Genomic DNA, 23613 nt, shown 5'->3' with positions numbered 1-23613 from the left:
CAGTCACAGGCGATGACATCATCAATGCGATTGAAGCAGGTGCTGGGTTTAATGTGACTGGCACTGGTACCGCAGGTGACATCATCACCTTAACCAATGAAGCAGGTGCTCAGATTGGCAATCCTGTGACCGTTGATGGTGATGGCAACTGGAGTGTGGCTGTGAGCCCAGCAGAGGTCACTGCCATGGGCGAAGGGGATGAAACCCTAACAGCCACTGCCACGGACGCCGCTGGTAATCTACCAAGCGCCAGCAGCACGGTTGATATTGTCGTAGATACCATTGCACCGACGGCGCCTGTCATCAATGCAGTCACAGGCGATGACATCATCAATGCGATTGAAGCAGGTGCTGGGTTTAATGTGACTGGCACTGGTACCGCAGGTGACATCATCACCTTAACCAATGAAGCAGGTGCTCAGATTGGCAATCCTGTGACCGTTGATGGTGATGGCAACTGGAGTGTGGCTGTGAGCCCAGCAGAGGTCACTGCCATGGGCGAAGGGGATGAAACCCTAACAGCCACTGCCACGGACGCCGCTGGTAATCTACCAAGCGCCAGCAGCACGGTTGATATTGTCGTAGATACCATTGCACCGACGGCGCCAACTGACGCCCCTGTGGTCACTGACAACGTTGCCAATGACGGCAGTGGTAATGAACTTACTCCAGTAGAACCCATCACTAATGGTGGCTTGACTAACGACAGCACCCCAGGCGTTGTTGTACCTCCCGAGCAAGTGGTTAATGGTACCCCGCAACTGGTGGTTGATGGCAGCGTCGTACCTTCAATCTCTACGCCTAATGATGATGGCAGCGTGACCTTAACGCCAACCACGGCATTGACTGATGGTGATTATACACTCAGCTACAACCTTATTGATGAGGCAGGTAACGTGAGTGAGGATTCGCTAGTCACTAACGTGACGGTTGATACCACCGTCATCATCGCTCAAGATGACTCAGATAATATCGATTTAGGTAAGTTACAAGTAACCACTTATCCTTCAGTAAATAACGATAGCGTCACCGTACTCGGTGTCGCCGAAAGCGATAGCGGTACAGATGGTACGCTTGACTTTACGGTAAGTGAAGGCGCTAATGGTACGGTCAGTATTGAAGTTAGTCAGACAGCACTAGTCGCAGTAGCGGATGCGGTCAACATCGAAGTCTACAATAGTAATGGCGACCGTGTTTATGTCGGTACGACTGGTGGTGACCCACTGGTAGGTGATGTAATAGGTCTAAAATTATTAGGATTGACTGGCAATGACACGTTAACAGCAGTCGTATCTGGTTTAGAGCCAGGAGATTACACTGTGGTAGTGCGCAAAAGTGAGAGTGCATTAACCACTTTAGTACAAGATGTGGAGTTGGCAGAGTTGGGTGACTCAGGCATTGTTTTAGGTCCAAATAACCAAGAGGCTGTCTTAAATGCAGTGGAAACCTCACTCAATACTGATTACCCTATCTTGCAATTGGGCACTACTGTCAAAGGTATTCTGTCAGCTGCATTGCTAGTAACGAATGAGCTGGGTGTCGATGAGTTGGTAACGTTGCTTCAAGACAATACCGTATTGAATACTTTGCTTGGTGGTGTGATTGACCCAGTATTGGATGCGGTTGCAGTAGCATTGCTTAGCAATACTTTAACGCTGATTGAAACTACTGATGTCACAGCCACCCTAACTGAGTATGATTTCGATTCAAGTACAGCTATAACAGGCAACGTGATTGACCCTGACGCATCGATAACGAATGAGTCAGGTGAGGATACGGTTACTGTCAACACTAAGCTGACGGACATAAGCAGTGATAATACGGTTTCAGAGCCAACATCTCAGCTTGTCGACGGTATCAATGTATTTACCATACAGGGACAATACGGTGTACTAGTGATTGACGAAAATGGTGACTATACTTACACGGCCAATGGTGATTATTCTTCGTCAGGTGAAACAGAGGTGTTTGAGTACACCATCTCTAACGGTGCAGCAGGTAACAGCGATACCGCAAAACTGGTGATCAATATCAGCTCTACGGCCCCTGATGCACCAGTCACAGCGGCAACTATTACAGACAATGTAGCTAATGACGGCAGTGGTGATGTACTAACACCTTCAGAAGTCATTGCAGATGATGGCACCACAAATGACAATACACCAAGCCTTGAGGTTGCTGCTGGTGTACTTAGTGACGGTGAAACACTGCAATTAGTGGTAAATGGTAACGTAGTTGATGCAGTAATCACTGAAAACGCCGATGGCAGCTATACTTTAACGCCGCAAACGCCTTTAGATGATGCTGAGTATGAGCTAAGCTACAACATCAAAGATGCTGTCGACAATGTGAGCGGTAATGCACCTGCTGTGACAGTCACAGTAGATACTACAATACCAGATGCTATTAATGATCAGGCCTCTGCTGGACTTGCTATAACACCTGTTATAGCAAGTACTACAGGCAGCGAGACTGGAACCGTTAGTAGCTTGGTTAGCCTTGGGGCAGTCGGTGACTTGGTTAATGTAGCGTTGCTTGGCTCAAGTACTGCTTTTACAGTAGATGTTGCAACCAATACCACACAAGACCTTACGATATCTGGTAGTGGAAGCCAAGCATTAGGATTATCACTTGGTAGCGATAAGGACTTTGATGTCCTAGTGTATCGTCAAGAAGTAGGTAGTACGCAAGCTGAATTGGTTCAATCCGTACCAAACTGGCTTGATTACACAGCTGGTATAGCTGGTGTTATCGGCGGCACTTGGAAAGGAGATGCTTTAGAACTGGATACTTTCTCTGGCGGTGCGAAATATTATATTGTGGTTGCCAATGGAAGCGGAGTATTGAATCTTGGTGTAGGAACATCTGTCACTGTCAAGACTGACTCAATTATAACCACAAACCTTAATATCGATTTAGTACCAGCTACTGGTAATGTGCTTGATAATGATACCGATACAGGGTTAGCGACAATTGTAACTAATATTAATGGTGATACGATCAGTGGACTCACCACCATCGTAGGTAACTATGGTAGTTTGGCAATTGACACTAACGGTGAATATACTTATACACCAAACGAAAATGTCAATGTGATTGGTCAAACAGATGAGTTTGAATATACGATTGATAACGGTAATGGTAATATTGATACGGCTATGCTGACCATCACCATCAATGGTGATGGGCAAGCTACAACTAGCGACTCAAGTGCAGCCGCTGCAAGTATGAGCGCCAGTAGCTTCACACTTGCTGATGATGCAACTTCTATCGATATTCCTGATACATCATTGACTGTCTCAAGCGAAGGGCTTGATGTTCTAAGCTTTGAGGGCGCAGGTCAAGTCATTAGTTTAGCTGACATGATGCAGCCTGATATCATTGATATTGGTGGCATCGGGGCTAATACTTTAAATGTGGCAGTTAGCGATGTTGAGTCTGCTATCTATGTCAGAGGTGATAGCGATGATACGGTCGATCTAGAAGGCGATAGTTGGTCCAATGTTGCACAGATTACCTCAGAAAATGAGCTATATAATGTATGGCAAGTAGGTACTGATACATCTACACAGATTTATATCGATACTGATATTACCAACATTATCTAACATTCAATAGTTGAACTTTTATCTTGAAAACGCTTCCAAAATGGAGGCGTTTTTTACAATATTTGTCTAATTTTTTTGAGCTATAGTGAATAAGTATAAAAAATAGCCTTAATATAATGGCTGTATATTTATATGCAAATACAACAAAGCATAAGGTGCTACAGGGCAGGGCAATAAAGACATGGATGAACATATAAACTCGAATCTTCTAGTAAAATATTTAGAAGTATTTTTACCATCTATTTATGATAACTGGACGCAGTCACATCTCACGAAGCTAAATAAAGAAACAGAAAGCAGCTCAGATGGCATAGTGTTAGATAATTTGGCCAATACTTTTGTATTGTCGGTATCTGATGGTTGCAAAAAAGCCAAAACGATTACTTTTATTACTAGGAATTTAGCAAATATAGATAAAATAGGTAGTACCAGTGATTTTTCTGATTTTGAAAAGATATTGCCAGAGATAATAGTAAAAATTGATAAGTTATCAGAAAAGTTTGATGCTCCTATTGTTTGGTTAAGGCTTGAGTGGCTTAATCAAGCTTCACTCACTACTTGGTCAAATTTTCAGCAAAGTCTAAAAGGATTTAAGCGCAATTATTATCGCTCAGGCGTTGCATTTGAAGGAGTGCGTGAGCCATGGTTATTGCTCACCGAAATGGAGCTGAATGCCAATGCATGCCTTTATATGGGTAATACGGTTTCTCATGCAGGGGTTAATACTAACAACCTGAATGTGTATCTAAAAGCACGCCATGGCAGTAGCCAAATTCCAGAGTTTAGCGATGATTTACCCATTATTAGCTTTAATACGGCGGGTGTGTTTATTGATGAGCACACAGGTGAGTGTCATACCCTTGATACGCAGCCACGCTTTAAGGGTCACCGCAAATTGTTACCATTATCGGCAGATACGACTCAGCCTATCATTGAGATGTCTGCAAATTACTTAGCCCGACAGGTGCAGCCTTCTGGCCAGTATATCTATGGATATTTTCCTTGTTTTGGCCGCACGATAGATACTTATAATAGTCTGCGCCATGCCAGTAGCACTTATGCACTGATAGAAGGCTATGAAGCTTGTCATAGTTTTGACGCCTACCGTAACGATGAGGCTAAGCTTGCTTTGGCTAATACGAAAGTCAGTATTGATAATGCCATGAGCTATTTGATTGATAAGCTTATTCAGACCTATAATGATAAAGCGTATGTAATTGATACGGGTGGAGAGATTAAGCTAGGTGCAAATGCTGTTGCGATATTAGCAATCGTTAAATATCTACAAGTCTTTAGAGGCACACCAAAAGCAGATGATTATCATGCGTTGGCAGAGCGATTAGCGCTAGGCATCATCGCGATGCAACAAGACGATGGCAGCTTTGTGCATATCTTACATAGCAAAGACTTAACGCTAAAAGCGAAAAACCGAATCATTTATTATGATGGTGAGGCGGCATTTGCAATGATGCGTTTGTATGGTTTGACCAAAGATGCGCGCTGGCTTGATTGTGTCACTCGTGCGTTTGACTATTTTATCGAAGTCAAGCATCATCAAGCACATGACCATTGGTTATCTTATTGCTCAAACGAGCTAATCATTTATAAGCCTGAAAAAAAGTATTTTCAGTTTGCAGTAGATAATATTAAAGGCTATACCGACTTTATCAAAAACCGTATCACTACTTTTCCGACACTACTTGAGCTATCCATGGCGTTTCATAAAATGCTATTAAAGCTAGATGAACATCCTGAGTTTCATGATGTGTTAGTAGGTTTCGATGTTCAAGAGTTTTATCAGGCATTACATGCGCGTGCCAATTATCTTATGAATGGTTTTTTCTTTCCAGAAATGGCCATGTTTTATAAATCCCCGCAAACCATTCTGCATGGATTTTTTATCCGCCATCACTCGTTTAGAGTAAGAATTGATGATGTAGAGCACTATCTATCAGGGCTTATTGGTTACTTTGATTTTTTAAAAACGGCCAATTACCCAAAGCTCGCTGCGAAAAAATACCAGTCAAATTATGATGTAATCCATGTAGATCAAGAAGACAAAAACTAGCCAGTAAAAGTAGGCAGTCAAGATATGAAATCTGTCTTATCAGCCAATATGGGGCGATAGCTTCTTACTGTTCTTTCAAGTATGTTGAATACAACGGTAAGAAAGTTTTTAATACCAACAAGCTTATGCACTCTCATTCGAATGTTCTAGGATTGAAGACAGGTAACTTGGTTGGTATAGGTTCGAACCTTATAAACTACTGGACTGATGATGACACGCATTATCTTAGTATTACTTTAGGAGCTGAAAGTCGAGACATTTGTTATAGCATTTCCAAAGTAATTATGAATAGCTATGGTAGGTTTACTCCGTAAAGAGCGGCTTGGGAGGCTTCATTCAAATAGCAATTAATGTATGCCATTATTTACGAACTACCTTAAACTTATATTGTAGCTATACTCTTATTTTATGCTATTGCTAAACAGTATTTTTATGCGAGTAAGACGCACGTTTTTATGTTCAACTATCTAAGTCTATTAGTAGTAATAGACTTAGATTGATTTTACGAAATATTTAATTAATATCTATTGATTTTTCGACGTAGCGTTATGGTTTTACTGATGATTTATTAAGTGTGGAGCTATACTGGCGAATTGAGGCCAACGACACAGCAGCTCTAAGACTATCTTATATAACAGGTTAGACTTTATTTAAATTATTATCTTATTGCCTTATAAGGTAAGTTTTAGTAAGGTTTAGTGCATAAAAGATCAACATTTATTCAAAAAACATTCATAGAGCTGATCACTGAAAACTAATATGAAAAATTCGTCAAATCGTAAGCAGTCACTTCGTAGTATTTCAGTGCGCCATTTTATGACCGCTTTGGCGACTGGTATATGTTTTACCGTGACTTCACACGCAGTAGTAGCAGATTTCCAAATCAATAGCCTAGTGGCGCAGGCAATTCAAACGCATCCTTTAGTAGGGTCGGCTCGAGCGAGTCAAGAAGCAACTACCGAAGGAATTAATGCGGCCAAATTAAACCTTTTACCAACACCAAGCGTAAGCTCAGGTTACGATAGAGACAATGACTTTGTCTCAGAGGTGACTATTCGCCAGCCCTTATGGACAGGGGGTAAGCTCACCGCAGATATCAATCAAGCCATATTCGATGATAAAGCTGCGGTAGAGTATATCTATGAGCAGCAAAACCTAGTGGCCAAAACAACGATTGATGCTTGGCAGAGCTATATCCAAGCCGTCGCTACACAAAGCGTCCATGTAGAGAATTTAAAAGAGCTGAATGATTTTGAAGCCATGATGCAGCGACGCGTTGGTCAAGGTGTATCGGCTCGTATTGAGCTTGATCTGGTAACTAACCGTATATTGCAAGAGCAAACATCTTATCAAGCGGCAGTTGAGCAGCAACGTATCGCCGCTGCTAGGCTAGAACAAATCATTGGTCAACCATTGTCTCAGATGAGTGTCACGAGCATACCGAACCTTAAGGTATTGGTAAATCAAGCCAAGCAGCAATCCGTTGACTTTGAAAGAATGGCATTTGATAGAGCTGGCTTTTACAATCCTACCGTCGTAAAAGAGCACTTCCAGATTGAGTCCGCGAAGCAAGGTGTAGAAGCACAGCAAGCGGCTCGTTACCCAACCATTTATGCCCAATATGAGCATGCTTACTATCATGAGGATAATGAAAACGATGGTAAGTTCTCAGTAGGATTGAGCTATGCACCAGGTGCTGGATTTTCTAATTTTGCGCTAGCACGAGCCTCACAGGCAGAGGTCAACAGCCTAGTACAAAACCAAGAAGCCGCACGCCGTAATGTTATCGAAAACATTCAAGTACAGTATCAGCAGTTTATCAGTGCCAAAGACCGAGAAACCTCGTTGGTCGCTGCTGTAGCAGGGGCACAAATTGTGGTCAGCTCTTATCGCCGGCAATTCATCGCAGGACGCAAGTCATGGCTTGAAGTACTAAACGCTGTCCGTGAGCATAACGATTATCAAGTCCAGCTGGTACAAACTCGCTCAGAAATGTTGGGTGCATTTTATAGACTACAAGTAGATTTTGGCATTATGCAGTGGCAGCAGTTCTCTCATAATCGTGACCCAGTGACTTTGTTTAGCCCAGCCAACTCTGTCAAGCAATGGCTCAATAAGCAAGACAGAAACAGCGCTAGCAGTCATTTCGGTTATGGAAACAACGCAGCAGAAGAATATATCGATATTAAGCTGCCCGAGACGGCAGAGCAAAGCTTGAACAATGGTGAGTATCTCATGTTAAATGATGATTACAGTATTACGCCGATAACTGATCAAGAGAATATGACAAATAAGTAAATCAGAAAGTCATATAAATAGGCGTAAATTATCCTACATACGCAACCATCTAAAATATTAAATAAGCGATTAATATGAGTGCACAATTACAAAAGACACCGTCTCAGTCTGTTGACCACCATGAGCTGCAACACTCAGAGCAGGTTGATCTGACCGAAACGCTGACTGATGCGATTAAGCATTTACTCGGACAGCAAGGCTATCCAGTAGATAACATACGGCTCCATGATGTCGTCAAACGTCATAGTGAGCAATCGGACAGGCAAGGTCAAAGCATTCATGAGTTAGGCGGTGTCATTGCAGTATTACAAGGCATTGGCATAACAGATACACCAGAAATACTAGAGCAGCCTGATGCTGCTTTTTTGCCCTTACTAGCGTATCGAGCGGATTTAGGTTGGGGCGTGATTGACAGCCAAACGCCGCAAAAAAGTTGGAACTTTAGACAAGCGAACCAGCAGGTACATACGCGTGCCGAAGAATTGACTTTGGTCATGCGTATTCGTCTAAAAGAAGATCATATTAAGCAGCGAAAGGCCTCATTTTCTGATCTATTAAAGTCTGATTTGGGTAATTATAAAGGTATTTTAGCTGAAGCCGTTATTGCCACTTTTCTGATTAACATGTTGGCATTAGCCGTTTCTCTGTTTTCTATGCAGGTTTATGACCGTGTCATACCAACGCGTAGTGAATACACGCTGATCATTTTAGCCAGTGGCGTCTTCTTGGTGATCATGTTTGAAGCATTCATGAAGTTTTCTCGCTCAAGAATCATGGATAAGGTCGTCGTCGGTCTTGATCAGTACCTATCTCGAGAAGTGTTCCAACGTCTACTCAAAGTACGTATCGACCAAATGCCGGGGTCAGTTGGCTCTATGGCAGCACAGCTACGTGGTTATGAGCAAGTACGTAGCTTTTTTACGGCGAGCACGCTTTTTGGTTTAGTCGATTTGCCCATGACCATTATTTTTATCAGCTTAATAGCTTTTATTGGCTCGCCATTAGTCGCTGTTGTACCAGTAATAGCGGCGGTCATCGCAATTACGATGGGACTGATTGCACGTAAACGCATCGATGCTATTGCATCAGAGGGCGCGACTGCTTCTTATTATAAGACAGGTCTGTTAGTAGAAGCTGTAGAAGGCGTTGAGACAATAAAGGCGGGGGCGGGCAGTTGGAAGTTTCTCTCGCGTTGGCTAGATGTGATGGATATCACCATCAAAAACGACTTGGATATGAAGCATGCCAATGACAACTTAACGTATTTTACGCAGATGCTACAGCAAGTAAGCTACGTTGGTATCGTGATAGTCGGGTCGTTTGTCGTCATGCAAGGTGACATGACAATGGGCGGACTGATTGCCTGCTCGATACTTGGTGGTAGAGTGTTGGCGCCTGTTATGGCGATACCCAATCTGCTAGTACAGTATGCTCATGCCAAAGCCGCCAAAATGAATATCGAGAGTCTGTTTGCACTAGAGCAAGACAATCAAGGCGTTGCATATCCATTATCGCCTACGCATATAAAAGGTGCGTATCAGTGCGATGGATTGTCGTTCAATTACCAAGGCAACGATCGACCAGCCATTACGGTTCCGCAACTATCGATTAAACCAGGAGAGCGTATAGCGATACTTGGGCCTATTGGTTCAGGTAAATCTACCTTGCTTAAGGTGTTGGCAGGACTGTATGCACCCACAGAAGGACGAGTATTGTTAGACGGACTGGATATACATCAAATCAGTCGTGAGACACTTAGTGAGCGCTTGGGTTATCTGCAGCAAGACCATCGATTGTTCCAAGGAACCCTGCGTGAGAACCTATTAATCGGTATGGCAGCGCCCAATGACGATGTCCTTCAAGAGACTTTAAACAGGACAGGGCTAATCAACTTAGTATCCAGTCATTCAAGTGGTCTTGACCTACCGATCAGTGAAGGCGGTAAAGGACTATCGGGCGGACAAAAGCAACTGGTGGCATTTACCCGTTTGCTGCTGACTAAGCCAGATGTGTTTTTACTGGATGAGCCGACGGCTTCCATGGATAATCGACAAGAGCAGCGCTGCCTACAAGTGCTGCGTCAGGAGTTGACAAAAGGGCAGACGTTTATTGTTTCGACTCACAAGACAGCATTGCTAGACTTGGTAGATCGGCTAATCATTATGGATAACCAGCGTATTATTATCGATGGTCCAAAACAAGCTGTACTTGATGAGCTCAGAAAAAACGATCAAGCAAAAAATAAAACCACCGTGCAGCAAAAAGGTAAAATCGTTAACAAAGCCAACCAACCGTCGAAAGAAGATGCCGACGAAAATAAGCCTGCTACCTCTAGAGTTAGAAACATCAGCGTAAAACCCATCAGTGCTAAACATTCAACAGACGATCAAGGGAAGTAGGCATGTCAGAGTATAAGTACACACCCACTAAACCCCAAGTTAATCGTTCAAGATTGAGTATTTGGATAGCATTAATCGGGATCGTCACTTTAATTGTCTGGGCCTCATTTGCCAAGATTGACCAAGTGACCCGTGCGCAAGCAACGGTAATTGCCAGTGCTCGAACGCAAGAAATCCAAGCGTCAGAAGGCGGCGTATTGACTCAGTTGGCTGTCACAGAAGGTGAAGAAGTTAAGGCAGGTCAGTTATTGGTAGTGTTGGAGGAAGAGCGTGCTAAAGCAGCTGTTGATAATTCCGCTTCTAAAACAGCTGCATTGACTGCTAAGCTAGCAAGACTAAATGCTGAGATTTTTGAAAAACCGTTGGTATTTCCTAAAGGGGTACAGGACTATCCTGAGTACGTACAAAACCAAAGGGCACTATACAATAGACGTCGTCAAGCCATCAATGAAGAAGTCTCTTCTCTTGAGAAAATGCTGGTGCTGGCACGTCAAGAATTACGTATGAATGAGCCTTTATTAAAATATGGCGATGTGAGTCAGGCTGATGTTATCAAGCTCAGTCGTCAAGTTGCTGATATCGAAGCGCAGATTAATAACAAGCGTAATAAGTACTTCGAAGAAGCACAGGCTGAAATGACCAAGGCTCAAGAAGAGCTAGATACCGAGCTTGAGCAATTGCGAGATCGGGCGCAAGTACTTGAAGAGAAGCGCTTGATGGCGCCCACAGAAGGTAAAATTAAGAACATCAACGTGACCACTATTGGCGGTGTCGTCAAGCCCGGCGAAGTCATCATGCAGATTCTACCGACCAGTAGTGACTTGGTTATAGATGCCAAGGTCAGTCCTGCTGATATTGCTTATGTCAAAGAAGGTCAAGAAGCGACGGTTAAGCTTGATGCTTATGATTACTCTATTTTTGGAGCCATGAAAGGTACAGTCAACTATATCAGTCCAGACACGCTAATGGAGCAAACACCTAAAGGCGAAGAGCCTTACTACCGTGTACTAATTGTGATTAATGGTGCTGAATTTAAAGGGCGCGGTGATGAGATTGTCATCAAACCTGGTATGACAGCTTCTGTTGATATTAAAGCGATGGAGCGTACGGTATTGTCTTATTTGACTAAGCCAATTACCAAAACCTTATCAGAAGGTTTGGGTGAGCGCTAACAGTTTAATATTGAGTGTTTATTGACGAGATAATAAAAACCCCAGTTGATCGCTGGGGTTTTTTTATATAGAGGTATTGAGTCTAATTGTGCTACTACTCATAACTCTTATATTCTTAGTTAGAGTTTTCAGGAAGTCTTTGGCTAGTTGCCTCATTTCTTAACTGTTGTTGCTCATCAATTTTCTGCTGATTACGCTTTTTAACTTCGTTGATAGCCGCACTCAATTGATCATTTATTGCTTCCACTTCAGATTTTGCTGAAAGATAGTCTTTATCTATTTTGACGTTACTTTTTTGAGCAGGAACGTCTATATCCAGCAAGCTTGCATTGTTTTTAATTTCTTCTAATTTATCATCAGTGTTCGCAACTATAGACTGGGTATTGCTAACTGTTTGAGCATTTGGTGTCCTGTCCTTTTGCGGAGGAGTTTTGTTTGCTTGAGGTGATTCTATCGATGTAGAAGCTGGTTTTTTGGGCTTATTATCGATGTTATTGGCAGTTGAAGAAGTGGGTGCTTTTCTGCTTTCCACGTTGGCTGTTTGTTCATCACTACTTGTTAGCTGAGATGCTTCAGGCTCATTACCAATCTCAGATTTTTTATTGACCGTGTCTTCTACACTGTCGTTAGTGTCATTAGATGTCTTAGTGCTGGTGACAGTAGTGGTATAGACCTTTTCAGGTAGATCTACATTGTTGATAGCAATAGGTTCAGTCGAGTTCGTTTGGCTATCAGCTACTTCTACTGAATCCGTCTGATGAGTGTTGAGATAGAAAATAAAGAAAACCCCAACGTGTACTAATACTGCAAGGCACAATGCCCAAAACCATTTTTCGCGGAACTTCATCATTATATGGCTTTACCTTTATCATATTAGTACACGTGCAACACACCTTGAGGTTATCAAATAATTAGGATTGTTGGTAGAGAGAATATGCTAAGCCTGTACAATATTATCTTTAATTTTAGATTCTTTATTTGCAGAGTCATTGCTCTCAAAGTCAGCCAGCATTTCTGTGATTAGCTGATCCTTTTGATGCCATATTTGTTCTACCCATTCAAACATCTGCGCTTTTATAGCCTCATCTGTTTCGTAACCGCCGTTCTTGATCGCAGTAAATAGGTCTTTGGGTATCTCAATATGTCGCACATCGACGCCTAAACGCTTGATATTGCCTTTCCATAGATCGCTATAAGTGGGCACACCGTCAGGGTAGACAATCGTCATGTCCAAAATCCCATCAATCTCTTCCCCTAAGGCACTCATAGCCAGTGATAACCCGCCAGCGCGTGGCTTAAGTAAATGCGTATAAGGGGATTCTTGTTTATCGTGTTTGCTAGGGGTAAAGCGAGTCCCTTCTAGATAGTTCAATAGTGTAAAAGGCTTGTCTTTAAGCAATGCACACGCTCGTTTCGCTTCTTCGATATCCTTACCCTTTAGAGCAGGGTTTTTGGCGATGGCTTCTTTTGAATGTCGACGCATCATAGGAAAGTCGAGAAAGTAGAAAGCTTGACCAATGACAGGGATATATATGAGTTCAAACTTGGTAAAAAAGCGCGTCAATGGCAAACGTTTTTCGCTGATATATTGCACGATACTGGTATCAACCCATGACTGATGATTGCTTACCAGTAGATACTTACCGTTTGTATGCACATCGTCAGGTAGGTTAATGCGCCAGTCTTTGCGCGGTAATACGTTATCGATCAATGCATTGTTGCTATTGATCCAATAGTTCGTCACATCGATAACGGCTTTGTCAGCGATGGCAGCACCGGTGATAGCCTTGGTAGCACCCATTACCCAGACAGGTAAACCAGCTAACATACTATTAAAAGTGATAACACTGGTTGCTGTCGTCAGTGAGGCAGCTTTGCCCAGTTTTGGAGCGCGTTCATGTAGTTTTTGAACGATTGATTTCAATCGCATATCGAATCCTTTTACTCATACCTATGATGAGATATTGATAATGTTGCTGCATGATTTTAGCAGAAATCAATCTCAGTGTACGAGTGTTAACAACAAATAATAAACAGCATTTATAAATCAGAACGTACAATCGTATCAAGATTTAGCCGAAACGAGAGACAAATCAAACCATAAGCACAGTCTGTCTTATTTATAAAAATAAACCGATAAAAAAGAAATACAGATTACTTAAAAGGGAAAATGTTTATGATGATATTTCGAGCTCAAATATAGCCCTTATATGCTGGCTAGTCTATGAGTTTCGTCTAGAACCTCTTTTTATAGATTAACAGTGCTACTCACACATTAGTACTGAGCAAGTATTAATGAACTTAGAGATGAAGCGATTGCGTTTGATAGCAGTTCAGTTATCAATAAACAAAAAAAAGGCGTATCAAGAATTATCTCGATACGCCCCATATAGTTTAACCCGTTAGATATAGGTCAGCTAAATAATCGAGTGAATCAACACTCTATATCTACTATATCAATTAGCCGTGCATACCACGGATAGGGTAGTTGTTCTCTGGATTTCTAACAAAAGCCAAACCGTTTGCCAAGGCTTCAAGATCTGGTCTAGAGAACGGTGCGTTCGAGATATCAACAATGTGCACTTTTCCTTCAGCATTGATAACGAACACAGCAGGTTCAGCAAAAGGATGATCAGTTTCTTTTTCTGAACGTGGGTCAGAGATGTATAAACCTAGCGTGTTCATCTGCTCGATAGTCAGACCATAAGCCATAGGGAAGCTAACATCTATTTGATCTAGATGACCTTCTAACTGCTTTTTGCTGTCTGCAGATACTGCGATGATATCGACACCGACGTCATAGAAAGATTGTTTTACTGTCTCTAAGGTATTTAAATATTTTGTGCAAATTGGGCAGTGCTTACCACGGTATACAACAACCAGTTTCCAGTCATGACCGTTTTCAGGTTTGCCTAATGAAGTCATTTCTCCGTTTAATACTTGTACTTTCATTTCAGGAAACGTAGTACCGGCTTGAATTTTTTGAGCATAATCTGTTGACATAGTTCTTATCCTTTTTAGTAGTGTCTTTATGGTTAGTTGGTATTTAACAGCCTTACAGTAGCAGTCTTAAATGCAAAAGTATTGGATATTTACAGTAGTCCCAAGTAGTAATAGGAAAAGTTAACATTACCTTTAAAATCGATTAATAAGGCTACTTAAGTAAGCTAGGGCGTGTCCTCAATTCAAACGAGTGTTCTCTAAATGGGCTAAAAACAGCTAAATTTTGTCAAACATCGTCAAATAGTTGGTCAATATCTCGATATTATCTGCACTATTTTCCTCGTTTGACGGCAATTTATTTCATTTTTATCACCATTTTTAAAATGAGGACACGCCCCAGTAAGTCATAGACGAAGCGTCTATTTTTTTGCTTCTTCAGTTGTCTGAGCATCTACTTTATCTTGAGTTTTTAGCTCGAAATCTGAGGCATCATGACGCTCGTGTAATTGCTCAGCAGGTTCACCCCAAGTGCGGTTTACTTTGCGACCACGTTGCACAGCAGGACGCTCTAAAATCTCAGTTGCCCAGCGACGCACATTTGGATAGCTCTCAACTTGTAGGAACTCTCCTGCATTATATGCTTCGCCTAGTATTAGATTGCCATACCAAGGCCAAGTGGCAATATCTGCAATCGTATACTCATCACCACCTAGATAGCGATTTTCTGCAAGCTCACGTTCTAGTACATCTAACTGGCGTTTTACTTCCATCGTAAATCGATTGATAGGGTACTCAAACTTTTCTGGCGCATAAAAGTAGAAATGTCCAAAACCGCCACCCAAGTAAGGAGCAGAGCCTTGTAACCAGAAGAGCCAATTCATCACTTCAGTGCGTGCTGCTGCATCTTTAGGCAGTAGTTTTCCGAATTTTTCGGCAAGATAAAACAAAATAGCGCCACTCTCAAACACCCGACTACCAGTCTCTGTATCCAAAAGCACAGGAATTTTTGAGTTTGGATTTAGCTCAACGAAACCTGATGAGAACTGTCCGCCTTCACCAATTTGAATAAGGTGCGCGTCGTACTCAGCTTCTGTCACACCTAACGCCAATAACTCTTCGACCATAATGGTGACTTTTTGACCGTTAGGGGTGCCCATTGAGTAGATTTGCAACGGATGTTTGCCGCGGGGTAGTTCTGCTTCATGCGTTGGGCCAGCGATAGGGCGGTTGACGCTTGCCCACTTACCACCGCTTTCTGCATCCCATGTCCAGATGCTGGGTGGCTCGTAATGATTAGAGTTTGACATAATGATGATACCTTTTTATATACTGTGCTCAGTAGGGGGTAATTGGTAAATCAGATCCAGTTTATTGTTTTTATTCTGGCATGTCTGCTAGTTGCTTTAAGATGTTTTTGTAGTTTTCTACACCTTGTGCACCGCTCACCAGATGCCGACCGTTGAAGATAACCGATGGTACGCTTTGAACACCTTGCTGCTTTGAATGCTGTACGGCTTCACGTATCACGTTGGCAAAGCGTTGATCTGCGATAACGGCAAGCGCCTCAAAACGATCTAGTCCAATATCTGCTGCGACATCTGCCAGTACGGTACTGTCAGCCACGTTTTTATTATCAACGAAATGCGCAACGAATAATGCTTGTTTTAGGTCGTGCATACGTCCTTGCTGATCAGCCCAATGCAGCAATTGATGCGCATTAAAAGTATTGTAGGTACGGAAGTCATCGGTAAACTGAAAATTAAATCCAGCTTCTGCACCTGCTGCTGTCATTCTAGCTCGGTTCTCTTTAACGTCCTCAGCAGTTGTACCGTACTTCTCCATAATATGCTCACGATAGTTTCTTCCTTCGTGCGGCGTATTAGGATTTAACTCAAATGGGTGCCAATGAATCTCGTGCGGCGTGTTGGTTTGTTTTAGTGCCTCGGCCAATTGGCTATAACCGATAGCGCACCAAGGGCATACAACGTCTGACACGATGTCTATTTGTAAGGGTTTTTTTTCCTGTTCCATAGGATCTCTCATTAGCAATAAATTAAAATGAAAAACTGCTGCCCGAAGATGTTTCGAACAACAGTATGAAAACATCAAATGGACTGTGTCAGCGTTAGCTGAAAAACGTATTAGTCAGCTTTGTGCCATTCAAATTTCTGGAATGGCTTGTCGACTGGGGTGTTAGCTAGGTGGTTCGTATAGTTGCTCATGACTTTTTGAGCTGCACCAAGAATAACTTCAAGAATCTGACGCTTAGTGTAGCCTGCATCTAAAAACGCTTGAACCGCGTTGTCATCAACATTACCACGATTACGAACTACAGATAGTGTGAAGGTACGCAATGCTTCCAATTTTTCAGTTGGTAGTGGCGTTTCATCACGTAATGCATCCGTGATAGCGTCATCTACTTTCATGCTCTTAGCAATACCAGTATGCGCAGGCACACAGTAATGGCAAGCATGCTCAACGTTGATAGTTTGCCATACCACAGTGGTTTCTTCGTCATCAAAACTGCTGTCTAAAAACAGTTGATGTAGCTGTTGGTAGCCTTCTAGCAAGCCAGGCGCTTCAGCCATCACGGCGTGTAGGTTAGGTACCATACCAAATGCTTTGATAGAAGAATCAAGTAAGTCTTTGCTTTCTGCTGGGGCTGTGTCTTTGTCGTGTAGAGTAAATTCGGTCATAACATAATTCCTAATAATAGGTTTGAGATTTGGTGTGTTTTAGAGTTTTCATGCTCGCTTCAAAGTAGTCACTGATTTACATTTAATTATTGGCTTGAGTAGTTACTCAAAATTAGCAACTTTGCTTAGTAAGCGAGTCAATAGAGACTACTATAAATGATATTGAGCAATCGCTCAATAATTATTTGAGTAATCGTTCAAGTAAATTGTAATGGCTTAATTACATTCCTCTGCGTAATTCATATTACTCTATTAATATCAGTATCTTAAGAAGGTAACACTGTGTAAGTAATAAGAGAAAATAACGGTAAAAAAGTGATTGTTAGCGTTAATAACGTTATTTTCTCTAGTATTACGGGCAAAGCTTATTGAAAAGATTGAGTGAATCGAGATTAATTAACTTCAGTCATCTCATGTAGCACGAACGATTTAACCGCGCCTTCTGTTACCGCAGAAAAATCTTTTAGATGTTGGCTTTCCATATGGGTTTGCCATAGCTCGCGAGTGGCCCAGCTTTCATGAAACATAAAGTGAGTGGGTTTTTCATTATCTTGGAACAAATCATAACGAATACAGCCTTCTTCGCTGCGAGTAGCTGGTATGAGTTTTTCGAGCTCAGCTTTTACGAGAGCGATGCTATCGTCCTTTGCTGTTATATGGGCGATGACGGTTAATGTAGTCATTTCTAATCCTTTGAGTTGATGAGATGGTTAGACAAGTTGTGAGGATGGCTGTTGGTAAAAGAGTCTATATGCGAACAGAGTTATATCAATACTGTATTTATTATATCAATATATAACATTACTTGAACGACCGTTCATTTGTGGTTATAGTGTATATCAGACAATAAAAATGTGCTTCAAATTTCGACGTCTATTTTTGTTATCCCATTACAGCTTTTATAGTCATTAGTATAGTCACCAGATTTGATAGTCATTAGACGACTGTCTTCTAATAGGATAAAGTTATGCTTAAATTTTATTTTCACCAAACGCCAAACCCAATGAAAGTAGCATTGTTTCTTGAAGAAACTGGGCTGCCTTATGAACTTGTTGCAGTAGATACGCTAAAAGGTGAGCAGCATACACCTGAGTACCGTGCTATCAACCCAAATGGCAAAACACCTGCGCTAGAAGATGATGGCAAACGCGTGTTTGATTCTACGGCAATCTTGATGTATCTTTCTGAAAAAACAGGCAAGCTGGCAGGACAACCAGAAGATCGTAGCGAGATGCTGTCGTGGCTAATGTTTGTAGCATCTGGATTAGGCCCTTTTTCTGGTCAGTCTGTTCACTTTAGACATAAAGCGCCAGAGAAAATCCCGTATGCGATTAATCGCTACCTTCGTGAGGCCGAGCGTCATTATGAAGTGCTAGATACGCACCTAGAAGGTCGTGAATATATGGTTGGTGATAGCTACTCAATCGCTGATATTTCTACTTGGGGCTGGATTGATAAAGCGACAGTTGTGCTAGGCGAAGGCGGCTTGGATAACTATCCAAATCTAAAGCGTTGGTTTGATAGCATTAATGCCCGCCCAGCGGTACAGAAAGCCCGTGACATTCCTAAAGGTATTGATTTCAAAACTGAGTTTGATGACGTTGCTGCACGCGCGCTTTATCCGCAAAACTTTGATAAAAACAGTTAATCGAAGCAAAGAGACTTAATAAGTTTTATAATATAAAAAGTGATTAAAACCAGTAACTAAGGTTGATTCTACAAACTTTGCCTTAAAATAGATTTTAAGGCAAAGATATTAAGGTGAAAATTATGAGTGCTCCGATAAAGTTCAATCGTGAGGATGTGATCGAAAAAGCAAAAAATCTCTATTGGGAAAAAGGTTATCACGCGACATCAATGCGAAACTTGCAAGATGTGGTGAATATGCATCCAGGTAGTATTTATGCAGCTTTTGGTAGTAAAGATAAACTATTTACAGAGTCACTGAATCGCTATGCTGCAGATGGTGCCAAGAGATTGGCCGACTGTATTGAGCAAAAAGACACAGTGTTAGATGGCTTAAAACATTTTATCCATACGGTGATAGTCTGTAATAGTGCTACTGCGCCTAGTGGTATGTGCATGATCGTCAAGACAGTCGCTGAGCTTACTCAAAACGATAGTCCAGATTTGCTCGCACATGCAACGAATATATTGGAAGGTATAGAGGCGTCGTTTGCCGTTCTCTTTGGACAAGCCATTGATAGCGGTGAGATTAGCGCAGAAAAAGATCCAGTTGAGCTGGCGCGTTATTTCCAAATTCAAATTATAGGTCTCAGGACGTATGCGCAGGTTACTAATGACAATGATGCGGTAGAGAAATATATCGATGATATTTTTAAAAATATCGTATAGTAAGGTTGTATAAAAAGCAGATTTTTTAGTTATGACAGCTCGCGCCTTTTGTCGTTGACCAATCATCATAGTATTACTAAAAACCCTGATTGCTAGTACATTAGCAATCAGGGTTTTTGTTATTTATTACTGTGCTTTCGGATTGTCATTGATGAACTTCAGCAGAAGCTCAGCCAACGTTTCGCCTTGGTCTTCTTGCAGGAAATGACCACCGTTAGTGATAGTCGTATGATTTTGGCCTTCGGTACCAGGAATCAGCTTTTGCATGATGCGATCGCCGCCACCAGTTACGGGGTCGGAATCACTAAACAGTGTGATAAATGGCTTGGTCCATTTGCTTAGCACGACCCAAGCTGCACGGTTGTTTTCTGAAGCAGGATCATCGGGTGTCGTAGGCACTAGGATAGGAAACTGTCTAGCACCTTCTTTATAGGACTCATCAGGGAAAGGTGCATCGTAAGCATCCAGTACGGCTTGAGACAATGTCGTTGTGGTACCGCTTTTGATGGTGCCTGCTACATTAAATTGCGGCGTCTCTTGAGAGAACTTCTGCCACTTGCGAAACCCTTCGCCCGGATCATGATCCCCAGTCGGTAGCATCGTGTTGCCTGCTGCGACGCGATCGAATTTATCAGGATGCGCTGCTACTAAGCGTAGACCGATTAAACCGCCCCAATCTTGACAAAACAGTGTGATATTTTTTAAATCTAATTGATCAAGCACCGATTGCATCCAATCGACATGACGCTGATAAGTGTAGTCAGTACGTGATGCAGGTTTGTCTGAACGTCCGAACCCAGGAAGGTCTAGCGCAATAACGCGATGTCCTGCTGCTGTCAGTATGGGAATAACTTTGCGGTACAGGTAAGACCAAGAAGGCTCACCATGTAATAGCAAGATAGGGTCGGCGTCGCTTGGACCTTCATCAAGGTAGTGTACTCGCAGCTCACCACCTTCTGTATCATCGACCATCAAATAGTTCGGTTCAAAATCGTAATCTTGCAAGTTAGCAAAACATGAATCAGGCGTCCTAAGTTTTTTCATATATCATCCTTGGGTTAGAAAAATAACAGCGCATTCTGGCACTGGTGTTAGACAGTCTACTAGGGGTGAGTCTCTGAGTGCTACTCGACTATCACTGGTAATCCTAGCGATAAGGCTATCTAACTATAGTCTATATTGATTAAACGTTCAAAATGAAAACTATACCCTACATGCATTCGTTGCTGCAAACATTAATGCTAGTAAAATTAGAAACTAAATACCATGATGACTGATTTTGGAACATATATATTAAGTATTCAGAAAATATGACAGATATACACTTAATCTATTTGTAAGTTTGATTACTTTCCAACTATCGACTCTCTTACAAAAAGAATAATTTTTATTATATATATTCAATAATAACAATTGTTTTTTAAGGAATTGGATATAGTTGATAGGTTACAAAACACAAATTATTTCTGTGAAAAACGGTTGACTAATTTTTTGCAGCGTCAGATGGATGATGTAGTATTATTCCTATAGTAATCAACGATTAATATAAATTGAAATCTAGATTTCTCATGTGAAATAACAGTTTAAAACGCTGCATTAGAGGGTTTTAAACTGAATTCTATGAAGTTGACTTTACAAAATACTTAAATTACTATCAATTAATAAAAACAGGTCATTTTTTATCCGAATGAACTCTATCGCGTTATAAAAAGACAAAAGTTCTCTAGTAAGTAAAAATCAAGTCCAAATTATCGACTATTTTGTTAAAAGATAAACTATATTTAGGCGGTATCCGAGCAAGAACAAACACGTTGTCTCAAAGAAATTATCAATTAGGAATCTATAATGGAAAGAGTATTTAAGAACACTATCGCAGCTATTATTTTACCCACTATTTTGCTCGGTATATCTGGATGCGCTGCTATAGGCAATAGTGGAATTGATAACGAGGGCGACAGTCGTAGAGTGGGCAATGTCACGTGGAACAATCAAGTCGACACAGACGTTCGCAAGCTACTAGCAACAGAAGTTAATACCGATCAAACAAGATTGATATTTATTCGTAAAAATGACGATGATTTAGAGCAAACTAGTGCCAATATTTCTGTTAATAATAGATATCAAGTAAGCCTACACCCTGGTAATTATACAGCTGTTAACTCTTGCGTTGGTACAAACCAGTTAAGTGCTCATGCTACTGGTTTTAAAGACAATAACTTATTAGCAGATAAAAAAGACTATCAGCTTGATGGTGGTCAAACATACTTCTTCTACGTTGATATGGATGATACAGGAAAAAGTACACTCGAAGAAATAACTGCTGACAGTGCATTACAATTATTAGAAACCAAACGCTATCAAAATCATCAAATTAGCCGAGTAGTGCCTAATTGTGCAGCTCCTGTAGTATCTGAGCCACTAGAAACAGCACCAGTAGTACCTGTCTTGGCAGAGAAAGTGACAATCGAGCTTGAAGTATTGTTTGAAACTGACAAAGCTATTGTTCAGCCTGAATATTACTCTAAAATTTCTGAAGTCGCAGAGTTCATGACTCAATATCCAAACACCATTGTTACTATTGAAGGTCATACCGATAGTCGGGCAAGTGAGCAATATAACCAAGCTCTATCACAACGTCGAGTGAACGCTGTAAAAGAAGTGTTAATCACTCAATTCGGTGTAGATTCTGAACGTCTCAGTGCTGTTGGTTATGGTGAGTCACAGCCAAGAGCTAGTAACGAAACAGTAGAAGGTCGTCAGCTTAACCGCCGTGTTATTGCTGTTGTGGAAGAGCGTTCAAATAACTGATAGAAAAACGAATTTGTCATAAGTAAATTAGGCCATAAAAAATTCAAACAGTATTGTTGCAACTAAAAAAATAAAAGGTAAAAAAATGAATGCTATTGTCGTAAAAACGAATGATGCCACTCAGACTATAAGCCAAATAGAGATCATAACTAAAGATGGTACACCTACCGTCATTAAAGCCGTAGACAAAGTAAACTATGAGTTTCATGACAAATCTATTAACCGGGCTCCTAATCATATTGTTACTAAACGGATAAAAAACGACCTTCACGTATCGTTTGAAAAGGAAGGTAAAGATAGTGACCTTATTATAGAAGGTTTTTACGATAGCGCAGATAGTGCATTGGTTGGTATTGCCGAAGATGGTGAGTATTACTACTATATCCCAGATACTGGTGAAACCTATGATTATGTGACTCAGTTAAATATAGGCGATGTAGAAGGTCAAGCTTTAGGTGGTCAAGAATATGTAGCAGCTGCGATACCGTGGTGGATACCTGCTGCTGCTGGTATTGGACTGGTTGGATTACTGGCGAGTGGAAGTAGTAACAGCAGAGACGATGACAGCAATACGGAAGAGGGTACTGCGCCCCTCGTAACAGATGATCGCCAAACCGGCACACTTGGTCAACCAGTGGTCATCGACGTGCTCAGCAACGACACCGATCTTGAAGGCGACATCGACCCGACCACCGTGAAGCTCATCAACCCAGACACAGGTCTTGAAGTTACTAGCTTGACCATTGCCGGCGAAGGCGTATGGAGTGTTGATCCAACCACTGGCGCAGTCACCTTTACCCCAGAAACAGGTTTTACCGCTGATCCAACGCCGGTGAACTATGTGGTCTCTGATGTCACTGGCAACAAGTCAAACCAAGCGACCATCACCGTAGACTACCCACCAACCGCACCGAATGCCGAAGACGAAATCCAAACCGGCACACTTGGTCAACCAGTGGTCATCGACGTGCTCAGCAACGACACCGATCTTGAAGGCGACATCGACCCGACCACCGTGAAGCTCATCAACCCAGACACAGGTCTTGAAGTTACTAGCTTGACCATTGCCGGCGAAGGCGTATGGAGTGTTGATCCAACCACTGGCGCAGTCACCTTTACCCCAGAAACAGGTTTTACCGCTGATCCAACGCCGGTGAACTATGTGGTCTCTGATGTCACTGGCAACAAGTCAAACCAAGCGACCATCACCGTAGACTACCCACCAACCGCACCGAATGCCGAAGACGAAATCCAAACCGGCACACT

17 protein-coding genes are annotated in these 23613 nt (G+C 41.8%); 9 read left to right on the top strand and 8 right to left on the bottom strand.

Annotated features, from left to right (window positions below; genetic code table 11):
- The 5 genes from V6252_RS12740 to V6252_RS12720 form a co-directional block, all read left to right on the top strand.
- The coding region (locus tag V6252_RS12740) for a beta strand repeat-containing protein (RefSeq protein ID WP_341610696.1) at positions 1-3608 on the top strand (3608 nt) is incomplete at its 5' end.
- A gap of 181 nt (positions 3609-3789) precedes the next feature.
- Positions 3790-5676 (top strand): hypothetical protein, encoded by a 1887-nt coding sequence (locus tag V6252_RS12735; RefSeq protein ID WP_341610695.1) that lies wholly within the window; start codon positions 3790-3792, stop codon positions 5674-5676.
- A 759-nt stretch (positions 5677-6435) separates the two neighbouring features.
- The gene (locus V6252_RS12730; protein WP_341610694.1) at positions 6436-7974 is read left to right on the top strand and encodes a TolC family protein; all 1539 of its coding nucleotides are present in this window, start codon (positions 6436-6438) and stop codon (positions 7972-7974) included.
- A gap of 74 nt (positions 7975-8048) precedes the next feature.
- Positions 8049-10373 carry a type I secretion system permease/ATPase gene (locus V6252_RS12725; protein ID WP_341610693.1) on the top strand — a complete coding sequence of 775 codons (2325 nt, stop codon included), beginning with the start codon at positions 8049-8051 and terminating at the stop codon, positions 10371-10373.
- Positions 10374-10375: 2 nt separating this feature from the next.
- Complete coding sequence (locus V6252_RS12720) at positions 10376-11545, top strand: HlyD family efflux transporter periplasmic adaptor subunit (RefSeq protein WP_057760587.1); 1170 nt, start codon at positions 10376-10378, stop codon at positions 11543-11545.
- 115 nt (positions 11546-11660) lie between these two features.
- On the opposite strand, the gene V6252_RS12715 is transcribed toward V6252_RS12720, so the two are convergent.
- The 7 genes from V6252_RS12715 to V6252_RS12685 all read right to left on the bottom strand — a co-directional run bounded on the left by V6252_RS12715 (position 11661) and on the right by V6252_RS12685 (position 17867).
- Positions 11661-12395 (bottom strand): hypothetical protein, encoded by a 735-nt coding sequence (locus V6252_RS12715; protein WP_341610692.1) that lies wholly within the window; start codon positions 12393-12395, stop codon positions 11661-11663.
- 87 nt (positions 12396-12482) lie between these two features.
- On the bottom strand, positions 12483-13475 hold the full coding sequence (locus V6252_RS12710) for an acyltransferase (RefSeq protein WP_341610691.1): 993 nt from the start codon (positions 13473-13475) through the stop codon (positions 12483-12485).
- Between the two features lie 530 nt (positions 13476-14005).
- Positions 14006-14548 (bottom strand): redoxin domain-containing protein, encoded by a 543-nt coding sequence (locus V6252_RS12705; RefSeq protein WP_341610690.1) that lies wholly within the window; start codon positions 14546-14548, stop codon positions 14006-14008.
- A 359-nt stretch (positions 14549-14907) separates the two neighbouring features.
- On the bottom strand, positions 14908-15795 hold the full coding sequence (gene yghU, locus V6252_RS12700) for a glutathione-dependent disulfide-bond oxidoreductase (protein WP_341610689.1): 888 nt from the start codon (positions 15793-15795) through the stop codon (positions 14908-14910).
- Between the two features lie 70 nt (positions 15796-15865).
- Positions 15866-16519, bottom strand: coding sequence for a DsbA family oxidoreductase (locus V6252_RS12695; RefSeq protein ID WP_341610688.1), 654 nt, complete (start codon positions 16517-16519; stop codon positions 15866-15868).
- Positions 16520-16629: 110 nt separating this feature from the next.
- Positions 16630-17184: a carboxymuconolactone decarboxylase family protein gene (locus V6252_RS12690; RefSeq protein ID WP_341610687.1), complete on the bottom strand. Its 555-nt coding sequence runs from the start codon at positions 17182-17184 to the stop codon at positions 16630-16632.
- A gap of 392 nt (positions 17185-17576) precedes the next feature.
- Complete coding sequence (locus V6252_RS12685) at positions 17577-17867, bottom strand: putative quinol monooxygenase (RefSeq protein WP_341610686.1); 291 nt, start codon at positions 17865-17867, stop codon at positions 17577-17579.
- Positions 17868-18151: 284 nt separating this feature from the next.
- Between V6252_RS12685 and V6252_RS12680 the strand changes: the two genes are divergently transcribed.
- Together V6252_RS12680 and V6252_RS12675 are read left to right on the top strand one after the other, a co-directional pair.
- Positions 18152-18832, top strand: coding sequence for a glutathione S-transferase family protein (locus tag V6252_RS12680; RefSeq protein ID WP_057760571.1), 681 nt, complete (start codon positions 18152-18154; stop codon positions 18830-18832).
- Positions 18833-18954: 122 nt separating this feature from the next.
- Positions 18955-19539: a TetR/AcrR family transcriptional regulator gene (locus V6252_RS12675; protein ID WP_101205246.1), complete on the top strand. Its 585-nt coding sequence runs from the start codon at positions 18955-18957 to the stop codon at positions 19537-19539.
- 126 nt (positions 19540-19665) lie between these two features.
- On the opposite strand, the gene V6252_RS12670 is transcribed toward V6252_RS12675, so the two are convergent.
- Positions 19666-20583, bottom strand: a complete 918-nt coding sequence (locus V6252_RS12670) for a haloalkane dehalogenase (RefSeq protein WP_341610685.1) — start codon at positions 20581-20583, stop codon at positions 19666-19668.
- Positions 20584-21384: 801 nt separating this feature from the next.
- Between V6252_RS12670 and V6252_RS12665 the strand changes: the two genes are divergently transcribed.
- A complete protein-coding gene (locus V6252_RS12665) occupies positions 21385-22347 on the top strand; it encodes an OmpA family protein (protein WP_296210925.1) in 963 nt (320 codons plus the stop codon).
- Positions 22348-22432: 85 nt separating this feature from the next.
- The coding region (locus V6252_RS12660; protein WP_341610684.1) for an Ig-like domain-containing protein at positions 22433-23613 on the top strand (1181 nt) is incomplete at its 3' end.

It is taken from the genome of Psychrobacter proteolyticus, assembly GCF_038155145.1.
Taxonomy (GTDB): domain Bacteria; phylum Pseudomonadota; class Gammaproteobacteria; order Pseudomonadales; family Moraxellaceae; genus Psychrobacter; species Psychrobacter proteolyticus_B.
This window is presented reverse-complemented; position numbering and strand designations above follow the sequence as displayed.

Bases quoted from the DNA above. Each gene is read 5' to 3' on its own strand.
- yghU (WP_341610689.1), bottom strand. From the start codon at position 15,795: ATGTCAAACTCTAATCATTACGAGCCACCCAGCATCTGGACATGGGAT.
- V6252_RS12710 (WP_341610691.1), bottom strand. From the start codon at position 13,475: ATGCGATTGAAATCAATCGTTCAAAAACTACATGAACGCGCTCCAAAA.
- V6252_RS12735 (WP_341610695.1), top strand. From the start codon at position 3,790: ATGGATGAACATATAAACTCGAATCTTCTAGTAAAATATTTAGAAGTA.
- V6252_RS12730 (WP_341610694.1), top strand. From the start codon at position 6,436: ATGAAAAATTCGTCAAATCGTAAGCAGTCACTTCGTAGTATTTCAGTG.
- V6252_RS12705 (WP_341610690.1), bottom strand. From the start codon at position 14,548: ATGTCAACAGATTATGCTCAAAAAATTCAAGCCGGTACTACGTTTCCT.
- V6252_RS12680 (WP_057760571.1), top strand. From the start codon at position 18,152: ATGCTTAAATTTTATTTTCACCAAACGCCAAACCCAATGAAAGTAGCA.
- V6252_RS12720 (WP_057760587.1), top strand. From the start codon at position 10,376: ATGTCAGAGTATAAGTACACACCCACTAAACCCCAAGTTAATCGTTCA.
- V6252_RS12690 (WP_341610687.1), bottom strand. From the start codon at position 17,184: ATGACCGAATTTACTCTACACGACAAAGACACAGCCCCAGCAGAAAGC.
- V6252_RS12665 (WP_296210925.1), top strand. From the start codon at position 21,385: ATGGAAAGAGTATTTAAGAACACTATCGCAGCTATTATTTTACCCACT.
- V6252_RS12685 (WP_341610686.1), bottom strand. From the start codon at position 17,867: ATGACTACATTAACCGTCATCGCCCATATAACAGCAAAGGACGATAGC.
- V6252_RS12675 (WP_101205246.1), top strand. From the start codon at position 18,955: ATGAGTGCTCCGATAAAGTTCAATCGTGAGGATGTGATCGAAAAAGCA.
- V6252_RS12670 (WP_341610685.1), bottom strand. From the start codon at position 20,583: ATGAAAAAACTTAGGACGCCTGATTCATGTTTTGCTAACTTGCAAGAT.
- V6252_RS12725 (WP_341610693.1), top strand. From the start codon at position 8,049: ATGAGTGCACAATTACAAAAGACACCGTCTCAGTCTGTTGACCACCAT.
- V6252_RS12715 (WP_341610692.1), bottom strand. From the start codon at position 12,395: ATGATGAAGTTCCGCGAAAAATGGTTTTGGGCATTGTGCCTTGCAGTA.
- V6252_RS12695 (WP_341610688.1), bottom strand. From the start codon at position 16,519: ATGGAACAGGAAAAAAAACCCTTACAAATAGACATCGTGTCAGACGTT.